The sequence below is a fragment of the Arthrobacter bussei genome, from assembly GCF_009377195.2.
Classification (GTDB): domain Bacteria; phylum Actinomycetota; class Actinomycetes; order Actinomycetales; family Micrococcaceae; genus Arthrobacter_D; species Arthrobacter_D bussei.
On sequence record NZ_VJXX01000001.1, the window covers coordinates 583,302 to 602,231 of the forward strand.

The 18,930-nt window shown below is 67.8% G+C and carries 16 protein-coding genes; 8 read left to right on the forward strand and 8 right to left on the reverse strand.

The window, feature by feature from the left end:
* Nucleotides 1–126: 126 nt before the first annotated feature.
* Nucleotides 127–1,956, reverse strand: coding sequence for an ABC transporter ATP-binding protein (locus FNH21_RS02680; protein WP_152812108.1), 1,830 nt, complete (start codon nucleotides 1,954–1,956; stop codon nucleotides 127–129).
* An 89-nt stretch (nucleotides 1,957–2,045) separates the two neighbouring features.
* On the opposite strand from FNH21_RS02680, the gene FNH21_RS02685 reads away from it, so the two are divergent.
* Complete coding sequence (locus FNH21_RS02685; RefSeq protein ID WP_152812110.1) at nucleotides 2,046–2,669, forward strand: PH domain-containing protein; 624 nt, start codon at nucleotides 2,046–2,048, stop codon at nucleotides 2,667–2,669.
* Between the two features lie 8 nt (nucleotides 2,670–2,677).
* On the opposite strand, the gene FNH21_RS02690 is transcribed toward FNH21_RS02685, so the two are convergent.
* The 3 genes from FNH21_RS02690 to FNH21_RS02700 all read right to left on the reverse strand — a co-directional run bounded on the left by FNH21_RS02690 (nucleotide 2,678) and on the right by FNH21_RS02700 (nucleotide 7,260).
* A complete protein-coding gene (locus tag FNH21_RS02690; protein ID WP_152812112.1) occupies nucleotides 2,678–3,709 on the reverse strand; it encodes an ABC transporter permease in 1,032 nt (343 codons plus the stop codon).
* Nucleotides 3,706–5,247, reverse strand: a complete 1,542-nt coding sequence (locus FNH21_RS02695) for an ABC transporter permease (protein ID WP_152813884.1) — start codon at nucleotides 5,245–5,247, stop codon at nucleotides 3,706–3,708. The genes FNH21_RS02690 and FNH21_RS02695 overlap by 4 nt, the downstream gene beginning before the upstream one ends.
* Before the next feature lie 243 nt (nucleotides 5,248–5,490).
* Nucleotides 5,491–7,260 (reverse strand): ABC transporter family substrate-binding protein, encoded by a 1,770-nt coding sequence (locus FNH21_RS02700; protein WP_338403131.1) that lies wholly within the window; start codon nucleotides 7,258–7,260, stop codon nucleotides 5,491–5,493.
* A 449-nt stretch (nucleotides 7,261–7,709) separates the two neighbouring features.
* Between FNH21_RS02700 and FNH21_RS02705 the strand changes: the two genes are divergently transcribed.
* The 4 genes from FNH21_RS02705 to FNH21_RS02720 all read left to right on the forward strand — a co-directional run bounded on the left by FNH21_RS02705 (nucleotide 7,710) and on the right by FNH21_RS02720 (nucleotide 11,201).
* Entirely contained in the window at nucleotides 7,710–8,024 is a 315-nt protein-coding gene (locus tag FNH21_RS02705; RefSeq protein ID WP_055768512.1) for a hypothetical protein, read from the forward strand.
* A gap of 54 nt (nucleotides 8,025–8,078) precedes the next feature.
* Entirely contained in the window at nucleotides 8,079–9,254 is a 1,176-nt protein-coding gene (locus FNH21_RS02710) for an RtcB family protein (protein WP_152812118.1), read from the forward strand.
* Between the two features lie 236 nt (nucleotides 9,255–9,490).
* Complete coding sequence (locus tag FNH21_RS02715; RefSeq protein WP_422108757.1) at nucleotides 9,491–9,868, forward strand: LexA family protein; 378 nt, start codon at nucleotides 9,491–9,493, stop codon at nucleotides 9,866–9,868.
* Nucleotides 9,861–11,201, forward strand: a complete 1,341-nt coding sequence (locus FNH21_RS02720; protein ID WP_338403132.1) for a Y-family DNA polymerase — start codon at nucleotides 9,861–9,863, stop codon at nucleotides 11,199–11,201. Before FNH21_RS02715 ends, FNH21_RS02720 begins: the two co-directional genes overlap by 8 nt.
* Nucleotides 11,202–11,252: 51 nt before the next feature.
* On the opposite strand, the gene ychF is transcribed toward FNH21_RS02720, so the two are convergent.
* Entirely contained in the window at nucleotides 11,253–12,338 is a 1,086-nt protein-coding gene (gene ychF / locus FNH21_RS02725) for a redox-regulated ATPase YchF (protein WP_191931553.1), read from the reverse strand.
* An 83-nt stretch (nucleotides 12,339–12,421) separates the two neighbouring features.
* Here ychF and FNH21_RS02730 point away from each other — a divergent pair, with 83 nt between their 5' ends.
* Complete coding sequence (locus tag FNH21_RS02730) at nucleotides 12,422–13,768, forward strand: DNA recombination protein RmuC (protein WP_152812124.1); 1,347 nt, start codon at nucleotides 12,422–12,424, stop codon at nucleotides 13,766–13,768.
* A 96-nt stretch (nucleotides 13,769–13,864) separates the two neighbouring features.
* Here FNH21_RS02730 and FNH21_RS02735 read toward each other — a convergent pair whose 3' ends face one another.
* Together FNH21_RS02735 and FNH21_RS02740 are read right to left on the reverse strand one after the other, a co-directional pair.
* Nucleotides 13,865–14,962 carry a 4-hydroxy-3-methylbut-2-enyl diphosphate reductase gene (locus tag FNH21_RS02735; RefSeq protein WP_152812126.1) on the reverse strand — a complete coding sequence of 366 codons (1,098 nt, stop codon included), beginning with the start codon at nucleotides 14,960–14,962 and terminating at the stop codon, nucleotides 13,865–13,867.
* 62 nt (nucleotides 14,963–15,024) lie between these two features.
* Nucleotides 15,025–15,891, reverse strand: a complete 867-nt coding sequence (locus FNH21_RS02740) for a hypothetical protein (RefSeq protein WP_152812128.1) — start codon at nucleotides 15,889–15,891, stop codon at nucleotides 15,025–15,027.
* Between the two features lie 178 nt (nucleotides 15,892–16,069).
* Here FNH21_RS02740 and xseA point away from each other — a divergent pair, with 178 nt between their 5' ends.
* Nucleotides 16,070–17,392, forward strand: coding sequence for an exodeoxyribonuclease VII large subunit (gene xseA, locus FNH21_RS02745; protein WP_152812130.1), 1,323 nt, complete (start codon nucleotides 16,070–16,072; stop codon nucleotides 17,390–17,392).
* A gap of 121 nt (nucleotides 17,393–17,513) precedes the next feature.
* Nucleotides 17,514–17,750, forward strand: a complete 237-nt coding sequence (locus tag FNH21_RS02750) for an exodeoxyribonuclease VII small subunit (RefSeq protein ID WP_055768492.1) — start codon at nucleotides 17,514–17,516, stop codon at nucleotides 17,748–17,750.
* A 304-nt stretch (nucleotides 17,751–18,054) separates the two neighbouring features.
* Here FNH21_RS02750 and FNH21_RS02755 read toward each other — a convergent pair whose 3' ends face one another.
* Nucleotides 18,055–18,891, reverse strand: a complete 837-nt coding sequence (locus FNH21_RS02755; RefSeq protein WP_152812132.1) for a formate/nitrite transporter family protein — start codon at nucleotides 18,889–18,891, stop codon at nucleotides 18,055–18,057.
* Between the last annotated feature and the right edge of the window lie 39 nt (nucleotides 18,892–18,930).

An 18,930-nucleotide genomic window follows, 5' to 3' on the forward strand; every position in this document is an offset into this window, starting at 1 on the left:
GCCCTGTCGGACCACGGCGGCGACCGCCGGGCCGGCCACCTCGGGCCCGGCACGCGAAAGCCCGCCCTGACGCAGCAGGACGGGCTTCCGGGAGCAGCAGGCGATCCCCCTGCGGGGCGCGCGCTGTCAGTCGCTCGTCGCCATGAGTTTCGCCCGGAGTTCGCGGCGCTCCCGCTGCTTGGCGGGATCGGGCAGCGGTACGGCGGCCAGGAGGCGTTGGGTGTACGGATCCTGTGGGCTGCGCAGGATCTGGTCGCGGCTGCCCTGCTCGACGATCCGCCCGCGCTTCATGACGCAGATGTAGTCGGCGAGAACGTCCACCACGGCGAGGTCGTGGGTGACGAACAGGCACGCGAAGCCGAGTTCACGCTGCAGGTTCTGGAACAGTTCCAGCACCTTGGCCTGCACCGACACGTCCAGGGCCGACGTCGGCTCGTCCGCGACCATGAGCTTCGGGCGGAGCGAAAGCGCCCGGGCGATGCCCACGCGCTGCTTCTGCCCTCCCGAGAGCTCGTGGGGGTACCGGTTCCGATAGGAACGAGGGAGCTCCACCTGGTCCAGCAGCGTCTCGATGCGCTTCTGCAGGGCGCCGCCCTTCGCCTCGCCCGCGAGGAACATCGGCTCGCCGATGCTCTCGCCGATGGGCAGTCGCGGATTCAGGGACGACGACGGGTCCTGGAAGACCATGCCGACGTGCCGGCGCACGGCGCCCAGTTCCTTCGACGACGGGCGGAAGCCCGAGATGTCGGTCCCCACGACCTTCAGGGAGCCCGCCGCGACGGGCAGCAGTCCCACGGCCGCCCGTCCGATGGTCGTCTTGCCCGAGCCGGACTCGCCCACCAGTCCGATGACCTGTCCGGGGTACACCGTGAGGTGCGCTCCCTCGACCGCCCTGAAGGCGGGCACGCGGCCCTGTTTCGGGTACTCGATGGCGACGTCGACCAGTTCGAGCACGGGCTCGGACGAGGGCGCGGTGACCCGGACCTCGTCGTGGAGCTGGGCGAGGACCTCGTTCTCCCGCCGCTCGAGTTCGGCGTGGTCCACCGACTGGAGTTCGGTGTGCGTCGCCGCTGCCAGCGCCGCGGTGATGTCGACGTCGTCGTTCCCGTCGCCCTGCCCGAGGTGCGGCACGGCAGCCAGCAGCGCCTTGGTGTACTCGTGCTGCGGATTGTTGAAGATCTGCTCCGCCGTGCCGGTCTCGACGATGCGCCCCTTGCGCATCACCGCGATCCGGTCCGCGAGGTCGGCCACCACACCCATGTCGTGCGTGATGAGCACGATGGCGCTGTTGAGCTGGTTCCGCAGGTTCCTCATGAGGTCGAGGATCTCCGCCTGCACGGTGACGTCGAGGGCTGTGGTCGGCTCGTCGGCGATCAGCAGCTTGGGATCGCAGGAGAGGGACTGCGCGATCATGGCACGCTGCCGCTGCCCGCCGGAGAGCTGGTGGGGATAGGAGCGGAAGGCCTTGTCGGGATCGGGCAGTTCCACCATCTGCAGAAGGCGAAGGGCGCGCTGCTTGGCCTCGTCCGGCGAGATCTCGTTGTGCAGCCGCAGGGTCTCGACGATCTGGAAGCCGACGGTGTACACGGGATTGAGCGCCGTCATCGGCTCCTGGAAGATGACCGCCACGTCATTGCCACGGATCTGCCGCAGCTTCGCCGGCGACATCGTGAGGACGGACTTGCCGTTGAGCAGCACCTCCCCCGTCACGCGGCTGTTGGAGGGCAGGAGGCCGAGGAGCGACATCGAGCTCGCGCTCTTGCCGGAGCCCGACTCGCCCACGATCGCCAGGACCTCACCCGCGTTGACCTCGTAGTTCAGGTCGATGGCCGCGGGCACCCACTTCTTGTCGACGCCGAAATCGACGCAGAGGTCGCGGACCTCGAGCACGGGCCCCTGTGCTGCCGGGCGGCCGGCACCGGGTTCTGGCGTGCCGCCGATGACCTGTGTACTCATGAGGGGTTCTCCTTCGTGGCGGAGCCCGTGCCGGTGGGCCGGGGCTCCTCGATTGCCGCGGGCGGCGTCGGTGCTGGGACCATGGAGCCATGGACAGCTCGAGTGTGGCCGGAGCCACCGTCTTCAAGGCGCGGACCAGCAGGTGGTTCACAGGTCTCGCCGTACTGGTGACCGCAGGGGGCCTCGCCTCCGTCGTGGCGACGGACGGACCGGCGGGCCTGCTGACCGCATGGCCGCTCCTCGGCATCGCCTACGGGGGGTGGTGGCTGTTCTGGTACCCGGCGGTCCTCGTCGCCGAGGACGCCGTCTCGCTCCGCAACCCCCTGGTCACGGTGCGCGTCCCGTGGAACGCCCTGATCGACGTCGATACGAGGTACGCCCTGAAACTGGTCACGCCGTCGCGCGGGTACACCGCCTGGGCCGCTCCCGCTCCCGGCGTCTGGGGGACGCACTCCGGCAAGGTGGAGCACCTGACGAACCTCCCGTCGACGAGCTACGGACCCGGTGGTTCGGTGCGGCCCGGAGACCTGAAGAACACCGACTCCGGCCACGCGGCGTACCTCGTCCGCTCGCGCTGGCAGGAGCTGGTGGAGACCGGCCGGCTCGACGTCGACCGGCCGGAGAAGGCGCAGCGCAGGTGGAACCTGGCCCCCCTCGCGGCGGGCGTCCTCCTGGTCGTCGCGACGGCCCTGACGTTCGGCGTCATTTCCTAGGAGGGACCTCACGCCGCGGGCTTCTCTGCGTCCTTCGCCCGGCCGGCGTTGAACTTCTTCTGCCGCGGGTCGAAGGCGTCCCGCAGGCCGTCGCCGATGAAGTTGATGCACAGGCAGATCAGCACGATGAAGAGGCCCGGGAACCAGAACAGCCACGGCCTGGTCTGGAAGGCCTCCTGGTTCTGGCTGATGATGAGTCCGAGGGACACGTCCGGCGCCTTGACGCCGAACCCGATGTAGCTCAGTGCGGTTTCGAGCAGGATGGCCGAGGACATGAGCAGGGTCGTGTTCACGATGATCACGCCGACGGCGTTGGGCAGGATGTGCTTGAAGATGATGCGCGTGTTGGACGCCCCGGCGATCTTGGCCGCGTCGACGAACTCGCGTTCGCGCAGCGTCAGGAACTCACCGCGGACCAGGCGGGCGAGCCCCGTCCAGAGCACCAGGCCGAGGAACAGGCCGAGGAGCCAGATCTGCGCCCCCGACCCCACGTATCGGTTCACGGCCTGGCCGAGCGTCGCTGCGGCGAGGACCACGGGGATGATGATGATGACGTCCGTGAAGCGCATCAGCACGGCCTCGGTCCAGCCGCGGAAGTACCCGGAGCAGGCGCCGACGATCACGCCGACGAGTCCCGCGAGTGCGCCGATGATGAACATGATGATGATGGAGTTCTGCGTCCCGCGCATCGTCATGGCGAAGTAGTCACGGCCGATCGAGTCCTGCCCGAACGGATGGTCCCCCCAGCTGAACGGACCGGTGACGGTGGGCGCCCCACCGTTGAGCAGGGGCAGGAACTCGGTGTGGTTGTACTTCCACCAGCCCGGGATACCCGCGAACCCGACGGAGGTGAACGCCAGGAGGAAGATGACGGCGAAGGCGACGAGGCTGATGATCGCCGCGGTGTTGTCGAAGAACTTCCGGCGGACGATCTGGCCCTGGGACAGGCCCTTGGCCTCCGGCTCGGGTGCGGGATGCGTGGGGCCGGTGACGGTGGCCGCTTCGCCGCTCGGGAGGTCCGAGGGGGTCTGGATGCTCATGCTTTCACCCTTACGCGAGGATCGAGGAACGAGTAGACGATATCGGCGACCAGGTTGAAGACGAGTGCGAGGATGCCCGCGACGAGGAAGAAGCCCATGATGGGATCGGGATCGGTCCGCTGGAGCGCCTGGACGAACAGCTGGCCCATGCCCGCGAAGGCGAAGACCTGCTCGGTGATGATGGCGCCGCCGATCAGGGCGCCGATGTCGAAGGCGACGAGGGTGGCGAGGGGGATGAGCGCGTTGCGGAAGGCGTGCCGCATGACGACGGTCCGCTCGCTGAGGCCCTTCGCGCGCCCGGTCCGGATGTAGTCCATGTTCATGATCTCGAGCATCGAGGCCCTGGAGTACCTGCTGTAGCTGGCGAGGGACGCGAGCAGGAGCGCGAGCGTCGGCAGGAGGAGGTGGGTGAAGGTGTCGAGGCCGTTGATCCAGAAGGTGCCGTCGAGGCCCGGTGTCTCCGCGCCGACCGTGGCGATGGGGCGGCCCCGCACGCGTGAGTTGCTGACGTAGGAGGGCCACGTGACCATGAAGCGGTCCACCACGATCAGCAGGCCCATCAGGAGACCCGTGAGGGCGGCCGCACGCATGCTCTGTCCGCGGTCGTAGCCGCCCATCGCGAATCCGACGCCCATGCCGACGAGCACGGTGATGACCGCGAGGATGATGATCATCCAGATGGTTGCGGCGTTGAGGATCGGATTCACCACGTAGTAGGCCACGAGCCCCACCGCGACCATGATCAGCGAGGAGACGAGCGCCTTGCGGTTGCGGAGCCCTGCCGTCAGCAGCACTATCCCGAACGCGATGCCGACTCCGGTCACCAGGATGACGATCGGGCCGAGGCCCGGCGTCGAGAACCAGTCGACGAGGTCCAGGACGAAGAGCAGGCCGGCGGCGACGACGGCGCCGAGAAGGAAGGCGATGCCCTTCCGCTTCCAGGACCGGCTGGCGAACAGGGCCCAGATCAGGCCGCTCGCTATCGCGACGACGACGATGGTGCTGACCGGTATGTCGGGGTCGGCGAGGAAGTTGTTGAAGCCGATGGCGCCGAACTCCTTGAGGAGCACTGCGAGCCAGAAGATCGGCAGGGAGAAGAACAGGAAGGACATGAAGGTGACGCCGTAGTCGAGGCCGCTGTACTGCCGCAGCGCGGTGATGATGCCCAGCGAGATACCGATGATGATGGCGAGGACGGTGGCGGTGCTGACGAGGGTGATGGTGTTGCCCATCGCGCGGGCGAGTGAGGTGGTGACGGACTCCCCCTGGATGCTGGCTCCGAGATCACAGGTCGCGGCGAAGGGGACCAGGCACTTCACGGCGCCGGAAAGCCAGCCGAAGTACCGCAGCGGCGCAGGGGTGTTGAGGTCGAGAAGCTCCGTCCGTGCCTGGATCAGCTGCTCCCTGTTGGGGGCGTTACTGGCCCTGAGGTCCTCCAGCGGGTCCCCCGAGAGGGCGGTGAGCTGGTAGACGACGAAGGACGCGCCTAACAGGATGAGGACGGCGGTCACGAGACGCCGGACGATGTAGGTCACCATGTGTTTCAAAGCCTCAATGTTGGATGCGGATGGGGTGTACCCGCGCTTTGGCGAAAGTGTAGTGCAGGGTCCCGGGGTACGGAATGTGGCGTTTCACAATCAGTCCGCCCCCTCGGGGCCACCGGCGTCGACCCTTCCGCAACGCCGGCGGACCGCGGCGCACGGCACGAAAAAAGGCGCCGGGACGGGCGAGTTCCCCTGTCCCGGCGCCTTTCTACGAACGTGCCTGATGCAGCGGTGAGGCTACTGGACGACCTGCCAGTCCCAGAAGTTCCACCAGACGCCAGTCTGGTTCGGCATGTACTCGATGCCGGTGACGTTGTCGCTGTACGCGTCCACGCCGGGAACCTGGAAGAGGGGCAGTCCGTACTTCGAATCCCAGATCAGCTTGTCGATCTGCACCTGCAGCGCGTCCTGCTCGTCGGGATCCGTGGTCACGATCAGCTCGTTCATCAGCTCGTCGGCCTCCGGGCTGGAGAAGCCGTTGAAGTTCGAGCCGTTCCCGGACTTGAAGATCTGCGGGACGCCGGACACGCCGACACCCGAGTTGATCCAGCCGAAGATCGTGGCGTCGTACGTACCGTTGCCGAGCGCGGCCCCCCAGTCGGAGGACCCCAGTCCGCCGTCGACGATCTTGAAGCCGGCCTGGGCGGCCGATTCCGCGATCAGCGTGTAGGAGTTGAGGCGGTTCGGGTTGTCGCGGTTGTACATGATCCGGACCTCGGGGGTGGCGCCGTCGAGCAGCTCCTTGGCACCCTCGATGTCGACCTCGGCGTAGGCCTCGGAACCGTTGTTGGACGAGGACTCCTCATAGGGAGCCTGGTCGGTCAGGAACAGCTGCGAATCGAGCGGCTGCGCATCCGGGTTGATCTTCTTGACGATCGTCTCGACGATCTGCTGGCGCGGAACCGTCTTCATGAAGGCCTCACGCACGGCCTCGTCCTCGAAGACACCGCTGAAGTTCAGGTCGAGGTGGTCGTAGGAGAGCTGGTTGCCCTGCTCCACCGTGACGCCCTCGAGCCCTTCGAGCTGCTCGACCGTGTCCGCGGACGCCTGGGGCGCGATGATGTCGACCTCGCCGTTCTGCAGGGCCTGGACCTGCGCCGGCGCCTCGCCGATGTAGCGGACGGTGATCTCGTCCACCTTGGCTTCCGGGCCCCAGCTGTAGTCCTCGTTGCGCGTCAGCGTCATCGACTGGTCCGGCGTGATGGCCGAGGCGATGAACGGGCCGTTCGAGAGGAACAGGGACTCGTCGGTCGGCAGTGACTTCGTGTCGAAGCCGGTGTTCCAGAAGTCGGCGAGGGCCTGCACCTCGGGGCGCTCGACCGGGCTCTCGGGGTCACCCTTGGGTTCGGTCTCGATGAGTTCGATCAGTGCATCCTCATCGGCGAGTCCGCCCTTCTCGGCCAGGACGTGCGCCGGAGTGGAGATACCGCCCTCGGTCATGAGGCCGAACGCCACCTCGTAGTCCGCGAAGGGCTCCGAGTAGTTGAGGGTGATGGACCGTCCGTCGTCGCCGATCTCCGGCAGTTCGGTGAGGGCGAGCCCGCCGGTGTCGCCCGCATAGTCGAAGTAGGTCGCCCCGGAGACGATCTCGCCGGCGTCGTCGGTGGTGGCGTCGTTGAAGTAGCCGGACCCGATGGCCCAGGAGAGCAGGAGGTCTCCGCCGTCGACCGGTTCGCCATCGGACCAGTTGACGCCCTCGTTGACCGTGTACTTCACGCTCAGGGGATCCTCGGAGAGGACCTCCATGGTGCCGAAGTCCTCGTTCTTCTCCACCTCGAGGTCATTGTTGATGTAGACGAAGCCGGAGTGGGTCGCGTAGGCGATCTTGCCGTTGATGTCCACATTGCCCTCGGAGCTGTTCGAGTTGAACGAGCTGAAGGCATTCACTTCTACGACGCGGATGTTTCCGCCCGTTGCTTCGCCCTCGGCGCTCTCCTCGGGAGTCTCTGTTCCCGTGTTCGCAGCGCAGGCGCTCAATGCGAGCGCCGCGACAGCAGCAACCCCCAAAGCTTTGGAAGTACGTCCGAAACGCATTCCGCCTCCTATTTCTCAGTGTGGTTCCAGCTGCACGCGGTGTTGCATGACAGCCGACACGCGACCCCAAGGGGGTGATGTCACTCACATGAGCGACAGCCTAGGGGCACATTGTTACCAGCAGGTATCCATCGGACAGGCCACTCCCCTGTTGTTATCGAGCTGCAACCAAATGTTCACAGTCCTTCTCCAGCTTCTTTTCAGCGCCGCATGCGCCGGGCCGGGCCGGCGGACCCGTGGCAGCAGCACCCGCGCGTCGGCGCTCCGGCGCGGGTCTGTACGGTCCGACGTCGTCGCCCGCCCGCGGCTTGAACGCTCGCGCGGCGGGTGTTTTGCTTAGGACACCGCGGCGGCGTCGGCCTGCCGGCGGACAAGGGATCGCCGCCCCCGCAGGGCGGGCGGACAGACGGATGAGGAGCACCATGGCCTGGCTGTTCGTCGACCAGCATGCAGCGGTGTGGGACGACGACGCCAACGTGCAGGCAGCCATCGGCGCCCTGAAGGCGCGGCTGGACCAGCACAGGGAGGTGCACCTCTCCATCCAGAGCAAGGGGTTGAAGGGGCCCGTCTTCGTCATCACCAGGGAGACGGTGCTCAGCTCACCCGAGCTCAACAACCGGTTCAATGCGGATCTCTTCGCAGAGCTCACCACCCCGACCGCGCGCAACAGCCCCACGATCCACTGGTTCTCCGACGGCCGGGGTTTCGTCTCGGAGACCAACAGCCGGATGTGGTGAGGGCCGGACCGGAGCATCGCCGGCAGTAGCAGTGTCCGTCGAGAAGGAGCACACATGCCAGAGCAATTCCTCGCCCCCAGGTACCTCGGCTTCGCCAGTGTTCTCGACGATGCCGCTCGGCAGCAGCTGATCGAAACAGCGTCCATGCCCTTCGTGTACCCGCACCTCGCCAGCATGCCCGACGTGCACCTGGGCAAGGGATGCGCCGTGGGTACCGTCCTTCCCACCGAGCGGGCCATCATCCCCGCCGCAGTCGGCGTCGACATCGGTTGCGGCATGATCGCCGTCCGCACCCTGTACAGCGCGCACGACCTCCCCGGGAACCTGCGTCCCCTGCGCGAGCGCATCGAACAGCTGATCCCCCTCAGCGCCGGCAACTACAACACCACCCTGTGGAGCGACGGCACCCGGAAACGCATCGAGGCGTTGCACGGCGAGGCGGACGACGCCGGTTTCGACCCCGGCCGCTACGCCCGGAACTGGCGTCTGCAACTCGGCACGCTCGGCTCCGGCAACCACTTCATCGAAGTCAGCCTCGACGAGGAGGACCGCGTCTGGCTGTTCCTGCACTCCGGCTCACGTGGCATCGGCAACAAAATCGCCCAGCACCACATCAGGGTGGCTGCCGACCTGAACAGGATGTTGCACATCAAGCTCCCGAACCCCGATCTCGCCTATCTGGTCGAGGAGACCCCCGAGTTCCGGACGTACATCGCGCACCTGCGATGGGCCCAGCACTTCGCACTGCTCAACCGCGAGGAGATGATGGACCGCGTCATCCACGCCTTCGGCGAATTCGTCGACGGGGCGGTCGACGAGGCAGAGCGCATCAACTGCCACCACAACTACACGGAGCAGGAAGAACACCGCGGACGTCAGGTCTGGCTCAGCCGCAAGGGCGCGATCAACGCCGCCGAGGGGGTCCGAGGACTGATCCCCGGCAGCATGGGCACACGCTCCTACGTCGTCACCGGCCGCGGGTACGAGCCGTCCCTGAACAGCGCGCCTCACGGCGCCGGCCGCGAGTACAGCCGGAATGCCGCGCGCAGGACCTTCACGCACGAGCAGCTCCGCCAGGCCATGGTCGGCATCGAGTACCGCGACACCGATGCCTTCATCGACGAGATCCCCCAGGCGTACAAGGACATCGACGTCGTCATGGAGGACGCCCGGAAGCTCGTCCGCGTGGATCACACCCTCCGGCAGATCCTCAACGTGAAAGGCGACTGACCGGGTACCGGGCTGAGGCTCGGTGGATCGACCAGGACGTGGCCTCAGCAGGACCCTCGGAGCGTGAGTGGACGTCGGGTGTCACCGGCGACGTCTAGGATCAGGTGCCTGAGCCGGGGCCGCTCTGCAGGTGGACCGGCATGAAAGAGGGAGAGGTGCGCGGACGCGTGGATGAGTTCGGAGCCTCAGGGACGACGGTCGGCCGGCCGGCTCCGGCTGCTGCCCGCACCGAGCTCATGCCGTCAGGATTCGCCTCGCCCGCACAGGACTGGTTCGAGGACAGGATCGACCTCAACAGGCATCTCGTCCCGGACATCACCAGCACCTACATCGTGCGGGTATCCGGGCACGCGATGGAGGGTGCAGGCATCTCCGACGGTGACGAACTGATCGTCGACCGGGCCCTGCGGCCCAGGGACGGATCCGTGGTCATCGCCGTCCTCGACGGCGAACTCGTCATCCGGAGGTTACGAGTCGCAAGCCCTGATCCCGGCTCTGGTGCCGGGGCGGTCACGCTCGTCGCGGCCAGTGCTGCCTACCCGGACATGCCCGTTCCGGATCCAGAGGATCTCGTCATCTGGGGCGTGGCGACCAGGTGCCTGCACCGTGTCTGACCAGGAGTCACGGATCCGGGCTTCCACGCCCACGAGGTCGAGTGTGGCCCTGGTCGACGTCAACAACTTCTACGTCTCCTCCGAGCGGGCTTTCGACCCGTCGCTCGAGGGGAAACCACTGGTCGTCCTGTCGAACAACGACGGGTGCGTGATCACCCGCAGCGCAGAGGCAAAGGCTCTGGGCATCCCGATGGGGGCCCCGTGGTTCCAGATCGCGGAGCAGGCGAAGGCATGGGGACTGCAGGCCCGGTCGAGCAACTACGAGCTGTACGGGGACATGAGCGCCCGGGTCATGGAAGTCCTCGGCCGGCACACGACCGACCTCGAGATCTACAGCATCGACGAAGCGTTCCTGACCCTCGGCGGTACTCACCGCGAACAACGCACCACCGGCAGGACCATCAAGCAGACGGTGCAGAGGAACACCGGGCTTCCGGTCTGCGTGGGCATCGCGCCCACGAAGACCCTCGCGAAGCTCGCCAACCGGTGGGCCAAGGGGAACACGAGGCTCGACGGTGTCTGCCACTGGGAGCTCATCCCGGCCGGGCAGCGTGAGGCGCTCCTGCGCAGGCTGAAGGTCACCGACATCTGGGGGGTCGGCGCCAGGAGCGCTGCACGCCTGAACGCGCTCGGCATCGACTCGGCGTGGGACCTGACCCAAGCCGATCCGGTGGTGATCCGGAAGAAGTTCTCGGTGGTGCTGATGCGCACCGTGCTCGAACTGCAGGGCACGCCCTGCATCACGTCCAACGAGTCCACCGGCAACGAGCAGGTCATGTTCTCCCGGTCCTTCGCTCATCCGGTCAGCACTCCGGAGGCCATGCGGCAGGCGTTGAGCGTCTACGCCCAGGGAGCTGCGTCACGCCTGGCACGCAAAGACCTCCAGGGCAGAGTACTCACCGCGTTCGCCGGTACCTCACCCTTCAGCACCGGCACCAGGAGCTCGCCCAGCATCTGCATTCCCTTGCCTGTGCACACCGCTGATCCGCTCGAACTCACACGGGCTGCGCACGGGCTGCTGCCCCTCATCGAAGAAGGCGTCTCGTACATCCGCGCCGGCGTCATCATCACCGACCTCCAGCCCGTCGGTACACAGGACTCGCTCCTGAACCTCGAGCTGGGCTCGGGCGACGACGCGGACCCGGAGGGCGGGAGAGCCGGCGCGAAAGACACCGGCCCGCTGCTCCACGAGATCAGCCGGAGATTCGGGCGCTCTTCCATCGGTCTCGGTCACGCCGGCCTCAGGGCAGGCTCGGAGTGGACGATGAAGCGCGACATGCTCTCGCCGCACTACACGACGAAGTGGGCGGACCTTCCGGTCGTCAAAGCCTGATCGGGCGACCGTCGAGCGACGAACCACCTACGGGATGTCGGGACACGAGAGCTACACGTTGAAACGGAATTCCACCACGTCGCCGTCGGACATGACGTACTCCTTGCCCTCGATGCGCACCTTGCCCCGGGACTTGGCCTCGCTCATCGAACCGGCATCGATGAGGTCGTCGAAGGAGACGACCTCGGCCTTGATGAAGCCTCGCTGGAAGTCGGAGTGGATGACACCGGCGGCCTCGGGCGCCGTTGCGCCCTTCTTGATGGTCCACGCGCGGCTCTCCTTCGGGCCCGCCGTCAGGTAGGTCTGGAGACCGAGGGTGTGGAACCCGACCCGGGCGAGCTGGTCGAGGCCGGACTCCTCCTGGCCGTTCATCTCGAGCATCTCGCGGGCCTCGGCCTCGTCGAGTTCCACGAGGTCCGCTTCGAGCTTGGCGTCGAGGAAGATGGCGTCGGCGGGAGCGACGAGCTGACTGAGCTCGGCCTGGCGGTGCGCGCTGCCCAGGACGGCGTCGTCCACGTTGAACACGTAGATGAAGGGTTTGGCCGTGAGCAGGCTGAGCTCGCGGAGGTGCTCCATCTCCAGCTTGTCGCTCGCGACGGAGGAGAAGATCGTGTCGCCGCGTTCGAGCACGGCCTGCGCCGCCTGCATCGCGGCCAGCTGGGCGGCCTCGCGCTTCTTGATCTTCACTTCCTTCTCGACGCGCGGGATCGCCTTCTCGAGCGTCTGCAGGTCGGCGAGGATGAGCTCGGTGTTGATGGTCTCCATGTCCGAGCGCGGATCCACCTTGCCGTCCACGTGGATGACATCGGGATCGTCGAACACGCGGATCACCTGGGCGATCGCCTCTGCCTCGCGGATGTTGGCGAGGAACTGGTTGCCGAGGCCCTCGCCCTCGGACGCGCCCTTCACGATGCCCGCGATGTCCACGAAGGACACCGTCGCCGGGAGGAGCTGCTTCGAGCTGAAGACCTCGGCGAGCTTGGCAAGGCGCGGATCGGGAAGGCTGACCACCCCGACATTCGGCTCGATGGTCGCGAACGGGTAGTTCGCCGCCAGCACGTTGTTGCGCGTCAGCGCGTTGAAGAGAGTTGATTTGCCGACGTTGGGCAGTCCGACGATGCCGATAGTAAGAGCCACGGGAGACAAGTCTACCGGGCCTCGAAGGACCGTCCTCCGGTGTGGTGGGCCTGAATGTCGGAGGTTCCTGCGACAGTGTGGGCATGAGCACCACCGCCGTCCTTCTCGTCCTCCTCGCCTTCGTCCTCGGCTGCGCCGTGGGCGCCTTCCTCGTCGCCCGCACCCAGCGCACCCGTGCCGAGGAGCTCCGGACCGAGCTCGACGACGCCACCGCCCGCCTCGGCAGGACGACGACGGACCTGGCGGCCGCCTCCGCACAACGGGACCTCCTGCAGCAGCACAACCGCGAACTGTCGGGGAAGACCTCGACGGACCAGGAGGTGCTGCGGGCCCTGGCCCCTGTCGCGGAGAAGCTTTCCCAGGTCCAGCGCCAGGTCGGCCTGCTGGAGCGCGACCGCGTGGAGCAGTACGGACAGCTCGCCCGGCAGCTCGAGGAAGCCCGGGTGGTCGACGCGCGGCTGCTCTCGACGACGCACTCGCTGGCGGGGGCACTGCGCAGCACCAGCGCCCGCGGCCAGTGGGGCGAGGTACAGCTGCGCCGTGTCGTCGAGGCTGCCGGGATGCTCTCCCGCGTCGACTTCATCGAGCAGGTCTCCTTCGACGGGAGCGAGGGCGGGGACCGCGCACGGCCGGACATGGTGGTGCAACTGCCCGGCGACAAGCAACTGGTGATCGATGCGAAGGTGCCGCTCAGCGCCTTCCTCACCGCCCAGGAACTGGACGGCAGGTCCGCCGACTGGGCAGAGGCGGACGCAGCAGCCCTCGAGGCGCGGCGCTCCGAACTGCTGCGCCGGCATGGGAAGGCGCTGCGCGCGCACGTCGATGCTCTGGCGAAGAAGAAGTACTGGGAGGGCGCCGCGAACTCCCCCGAGCTGGTCATCTGCTTCATCCCCGTCGAGTCGATCCTGTCCGAGGCGCTGCGTGCCGATCCCGAACTACTCGACTATGCCTTCTCGAGGAACGTGGCCCTGGCCTCTCCTATCTCGCTTCTCGGGATCCTCAAGGGCGCCGCGTTCAGCTGGCGGCAGGCCGTCCTCACGGACAATGCCCGGGAGCTCTTCGATCTCTCCAAGCAGCTCTACGAACGGCTCGGGACGATGGGCGGCCACGTGACGCGTCTCGGGGCATCGCTCAAGACCTCGGTGGAGCGCTACAACTCCTTTGTCGGCGCACTCGAATCGAGGGTCCTGCCGACTGCACGGCGTATCGGCGCTTTCGACTCCGCCTCACTCGATGCGGTGGATGCTGCGGTCGACGGGGCACATGACGGCCCGGAAGGCTCACAGGGCGCTGGAGTGAGCCTGCTCGGTCACGCCCGTGCGCAGCGCGCGGGCAGCAGCGCTGCGGGTTCGGCCCAGCCCGCTGCGACCATCGACGCGACGCCTCGATCCCTGACGGCCCATGAACTGCTCGAGGGTACCGCGGGTTGATGTGCCGGTCGGTACCGAGGACTCTGGCGGGTCCGACGCGGACCGGGACCTCGCCGGCCGCCGACGTCGAGCGGCGGCCGTGGAACGCGTCGAAGCCTAGTTGAGCGAGCCGCGATCCTGCCGGGGACCGCGACCGCCGCGGCCCTGCGAGGGATCGCCCATCGCCTTCAGCGCGGCGCGGATCTCCTTGGGCAGGGAGAAGATGATGTCCTCCTCGGCAGTGACGACCTCCTCGACGTCCCCGTAGCCGTAGTCGGCGAGGAGCCGCAGGACGTCCTGGACGAGGTTCTCGGGGACGGAGGCACCCGACGAGATGCCCACGGTCGCCACACCCTCGAACCAGGACTCGTCCACCTCGTTCGCGAAGTCGACCCGGTGTGACGCCTTGGCTCCGTACTCCAGCGCGACCTCCACCAGGCGGACCGAGTTCGAGGAATTGGCCGACCCGACCACGATCACCAGGTCCGACTCCGGGGCGATCTTCTTGATGGCGGCCTGGCGATTCGACGTCGCGTAGCAGATGTCATCGCTGGGCGGATCCTGCAGGGTGGGAAAACGCTCCTTCAGGAGGTTGACCGTCATCATGGTCTCGTCGACGCTCAAGGTCGTCTGCGAGAGCCAGATGAGCCGTTCCGGATCGCGGACCTGCACCTTATCGACGTCCTCCGGACCGTTGACGATCTGGATGTGCTCGGGTGCCTCACCGGCGGTGCCCTCCACCTCCTCGTGGCCTTCGTGGCCGATCAGGAGGATGTCGAAGTCGTCGCGGGCGAAGCGCTGCGCCTCCTTGTGCACCTTCGTGACGAGGGGGCAGGTGGCGTCGATCGTGCGCAGTCCGCGATCCTCTGCCGACTGCACGACGGCGGGCGAGACTCCGTGCGCCGAGAAGACCACCAGAGCGCCCTCGGGGACCTCGTCCGTCTCGTCGACGAACACTGCGCCCTTCGCCTCGAGAGTGGAGACGACGTGCAGGTTGTGGACGATCTGCTTGCGCACGTATACCGGAGGCCCGTAGTGCTCGAGGGCCTTCTCGACGGCGATCACGGCGCGGTCGACGCCGGCACAGTACCCGCGCGGCGCTGCGAGCAGCACCTTCCTCGGTCCCGCCACGGTCGCGGCCGCGGCGACGTCCTCCGGGGAGCGGCGTCGGCGCGGGATGGTGGGCATGGGGACCTGAACGGTGGTACTGGTCATGCCCTGATTCTACCGGGTCCGGGGCAGACGCCCGGCTGATCTCCGTACCGCTCCCCTGTGAGCTAAGCCCTACGCCGGCGCCCGGCGACGAGCTGGAGAACGACTCCGAGCACGAGAACGACGAGGCCCCCGACGAGCACGGGCAGGCTGGACACCGCGATGTCGGCACCTGCACGTTCGGCGAGACCCCGCACGAAGACGTCTGCGATCGCGCTCGTACCGGGGGCCCGGGCAGCGGCGGCCGGGACCCACTCGCGTGCGAGCAGCCCCAGCACCCCGATGACCAGCACGCCGGCGCCGAGCAACGCCACGGTGGTACCCCGCCGCCGGGCGGCCAGCAGCGCCAGGACGGCGAGGATGCCCGCACCGGCGAGATACAGCGCCCAGGACTGCACGACATCGGCGACCCCGCTCAGCAGCCCGCCGCGCTCGATCGACCCGATGTCGATCGTCGTGTCCTCCGGGAGCGGGACGTCCACGCCGAGGCCGCCGCCGATGCCGTCGGCGACCAGCTGCACGACGGGTCCGAGATCGAGTGTCAGGACGGCCGGGGCGGGTTCGGCGGCGTCGGGCGCCTGGGCGAAGGTGAAGGCGTGGGACAGGCGGAGCGTCTCCGACCAGGCTGCCGGATAGCCGGACGCCTCCGTGACGGCCCCGGCCGCGTTGCGGACGAGGGGCTCGACGAAGGAATCGAGCCGATCCGGCAGACCCGTACGACCCGTCACCTCCTCCACGAGCGAGTCCGACAGTGCCATCTGGAAGTCGGCGTCCTCCGCGAGGGGGGCAGCGAGCGCGACGAAACCCGATTCCTGCACGAGGTTCTCGTCGATCCAGGCCGAGGCCAGGCCTATCGCCGCGGCGCACAGCGCAAGGAAGGCGAGCAGGGCAGAGAGGAGGGTCCGCATGAGGTCCTTAGGCTGGAGGTCCAACCCACGATTATGCCTGTTCCCTGCAGAGGTGGCCCATCGCGACCGGCCGATGGCGGTAGCCTCGAAACGCACATAGCCGCTGACCGTCCGACGTCCCGGGGGTCGCGGATGATACAGATGAAAGCTGCCGCTCTCCGACCGGGACGGCGTGCCGCACCACCAGGAGGACAGGACACCGATGACGAGCGAGCACGTGCGGTCACCCGCGCCCTCGGCCGGCGCAGCTTCCACGGTGCCCGCGACGGCGGCGGAGACCTCCCCTGATGCGCCATGGCCCCTGCATCTGCTGTCGGAGAAGCTGAAGGCCCATATCGAGCGCGCCCCGGCTGCGTGGGTCGAAGGCCAGGTCATCGAACTTAACCGCCGGGCGAGCATGTGCTACATCACCCTGCGCGACGTCGATTCCGAGGTCTCCCTCTCCCTGTCCGTCTACGGGACCGTCATGGACCGCGTGTCCTCCCCCCTCGAGCGGGGCTCGCGCGTCGTCGCGCGGCTCCGGCCGGACTTCTGGGTGAAGACGGGCCGCCTCTCGATGCAGACGATCGACATCAGGCCGGTGGGCATTGGTGACCTCCTCGCCCGCATCGAACGCCTGCGCCAGGCGCTGGCGGCGGAGGGGCTCTTCTCCGCAGCACGCAAGAAGCCACTGCCGCTGCTCCCGCACCGGATCGGCCTCATCACAGGGCGTGATTCGGACGCCATGAAGGACGTGATGCGCAACGCCGCGCTCAGGTGGCCCGCGGTCGAGTTCGAGGTCAGGGAGGTCGCGGTCCAGGGCGTCAGCAGCGTCGCGCAGGTCTCCGCCGCGCTGGCCCAGCTCGACGCCGATCCGCGCGTCGACGTCATCATCATCGCCCGCGGTGGCGGAGCGCTCGAGGATCTGCTGCCCTTCAGCGACGAATCCCTCGTCCGCGCGGTCGCGAAGGCTTCGACACCCGTCGTCAGCGCCATCGGTCACGAGGCGGACCGCCCACTGCTCGATGAGGTCGCCGACCTCAGGGCCTCCACGCCCACCGACGCAGCGAAGCGCGTGGTCCCGGACGTGACCGAGGAACTCGGGCGCATCCGCCAGGCGCGCGGAGCACTAGAGCGGTCGATCAGGGTCCTCGTCCACCGCGAGGGCGAAAGCCTGGCGAACATCCGGTCGCGGCCGTCGCTCGCGAAGCCTGAGGGAATGATCGATGTCCGGGAAGCCGACGTCGGGCGCCTCCGCTCCCGGGCTCTGCGCTGCACCACGGCAGCCGTGGAGCGTGAGGCCGACGCAGTCCTCCATCTCCGCGAGCGGGTCAGGTCCCTGTCCCCCCAGAAGACGCTCGACCGCGGCTACGCCGTCGTGCAGACTGCGGCCGGGCACGTGGTGACCGACCCCTCGGAGGTGGCCGCCGGCGACGCGCTGCGGATCAGGGTGGCGGGTGGCCGGTTCGGCGTGACGGCGACTGACGCGGCGGGTGGTACAGATGATGGAGCGACGGACCGGAGATCGTCCGACGGGCCGCCCTGACCCTGCTCCACAACGAAGACCACAGAAGCCAGGACGACCAGCGCGACCTGCCCCCCCCCGCGGCACGGCGTACGGGATCAGAACCCGGACCGCAGCACAGCGACATGACGAGGAACCTGAGATGACAGAGAGCACGACGTCGGCCCCCGACCCCGCAGCGGTGGACACGCTGTCCTACGAGCAGGCTCGGGAGGAACTCGTGGCAGTGGTGGCCAGGCTCGAGGCGGGCGGCGTGAGCCTCGAGGAGTCCCTGGCTCTGTGGGAGCGCGGGGAGGCACTCGCCGACCGCTGCGAATCCTGGCTCGAAGGTGCGAAGGTCCGCCTGGCGGCTGCCCGGGACAGGGCCGAGGGACAGTAGCGCCCGCATCAGCGATCCTGCCGATCCGATCGATCCGATGACCACGAGGCTGGACGGTGACGCGGTCGCGGCGACCTACGACCTCGTCGCGCAACGCTGGAGTACAGCTCGGCCCGTGCTCAATCCACGGCGCTGACGGGTGCGGTGACGGGCGCGTCCGTCCGGTCCATGCCCGGCTCTGAATTTGCCTCCAGAACCCGCGTCCCGGATCCGGGTACCAGCGCGGTACGGCATGCGGTCCGATCCGGTCCGTGGACGCGGTCGGGGGCGCAGGGATGCGTCGGGCCGGGATGCGCCGAGCCGGCTAGGTGCTGTGCGGCGCGTCCGGATCGGCCGGGGCGCGCTGACGGCGTTCCTCGATCAGCTCCTTGCTGCGGACCAGCCGCAGCAGCGTCACCAGCACGAGGCCGCCCAGCATGTTGAACAGCAGGGTGTAGCCGAACCAGCCGAGCCACTGGCCGTAGGTGATGTCGGCGCCCGAATGGATGGCGCCGAAGATCAGCAGGGAATCCAGGATGGAGTGGAAGAGCTGGAGCCCGGCCAGCAGGAAGCCGCCGATCATCGTGGCGACGATCCGGGCGACGTCGTCGTCGGTGCCCTGCTGCATCCGGCTCATGAGGGTGATGGTGCTGCCGCCGAGGACTGCGAGCGCCACGGTCTGCAGGGAGAACGGCGCGTCGACGTAGTGGTGCGCGCTCTCCGAGACCGTCTCCGACCACTGCGGGAACGCCTGCATGATGATCCAGACGAACACCCAGCCGCCCGCGAGGTTCGCGACGAGGGTGCCGCCCCAGAGCTTGGTGAGCTGGACGACGCTGCCCTCCTTCGCGACGACGGCGGCCACCGGAAGGAGGAAGTTCTCCGTGAACAGCTCGCTGTGCGCGAGGAGGAGGGCCACGAGGCCGATGCCGAAGGCGAGTCCCGCGAGCAGCTCGTTGCCGGTCTCGTGGAGTACCGCGAGGTAGGCCATGATGCCGAGCCCGATCTCGAAGCCACCGAAGACCCCGGTCACGAGGATGTTCCTTATGGTGCGGTGGAGACGCTCCGCGCCCTCGATCACCGTGGCGTCGAAGGACTCCTTCAGTTCGTCCTCGACGGGCGCATCCGACTCACCGAGTTCGCGCCGGCGTTCCTCGCTCATGGTGCCCGTCCGTCCTTGGTCGCCCCGCTCCCGGGTGAG

Excerpts from the sequence above, each read along its gene's own strand:
- FNH21_RS02680 (WP_152812108.1), bottom strand. The coding sequence starts at position 1,956 with ATGAGTACACAGGTCATCGGCGGCACGCCAGAACCCGGTGCCGGCCGC.
- FNH21_RS02685 (WP_152812110.1), top strand. The coding sequence starts at position 2,046 with ATGGACAGCTCGAGTGTGGCCGGAGCCACCGTCTTCAAGGCGCGGACC.
- FNH21_RS02690 (WP_152812112.1), bottom strand. The coding sequence starts at position 3,709 with ATGAGCATCCAGACCCCCTCGGACCTCCCGAGCGGCGAAGCGGCCACC.
- FNH21_RS02695 (WP_152813884.1), bottom strand. The coding sequence starts at position 5,247 with ATGGTGACCTACATCGTCCGGCGTCTCGTGACCGCCGTCCTCATCCTG.
- FNH21_RS02705 (WP_055768512.1), top strand. The coding sequence starts at position 7,710 with ATGGCCTGGCTGTTCGTCGACCAGCATGCAGCGGTGTGGGACGACGAC.
- FNH21_RS02710 (WP_152812118.1), top strand. The coding sequence starts at position 8,079 with ATGCCAGAGCAATTCCTCGCCCCCAGGTACCTCGGCTTCGCCAGTGTT.
- FNH21_RS02715 (WP_422108757.1), top strand. The coding sequence starts at position 9,491 with ATGCCGTCAGGATTCGCCTCGCCCGCACAGGACTGGTTCGAGGACAGG.
- FNH21_RS02730 (WP_152812124.1), top strand. The coding sequence starts at position 12,422 with ATGAGCACCACCGCCGTCCTTCTCGTCCTCCTCGCCTTCGTCCTCGGC.
- FNH21_RS02735 (WP_152812126.1), bottom strand. The coding sequence starts at position 14,962 with ATGACCAGTACCACCGTTCAGGTCCCCATGCCCACCATCCCGCGCCGA.
- xseA (WP_152812130.1), top strand. The coding sequence starts at position 16,070 with ATGACGAGCGAGCACGTGCGGTCACCCGCGCCCTCGGCCGGCGCAGCT.
- FNH21_RS02750 (WP_055768492.1), top strand. The coding sequence starts at position 17,514 with ATGACAGAGAGCACGACGTCGGCCCCCGACCCCGCAGCGGTGGACACG.
- FNH21_RS02755 (WP_152812132.1), bottom strand. The coding sequence starts at position 18,891 with ATGAGCGAGGAACGCCGGCGCGAACTCGGTGAGTCGGATGCGCCCGTC.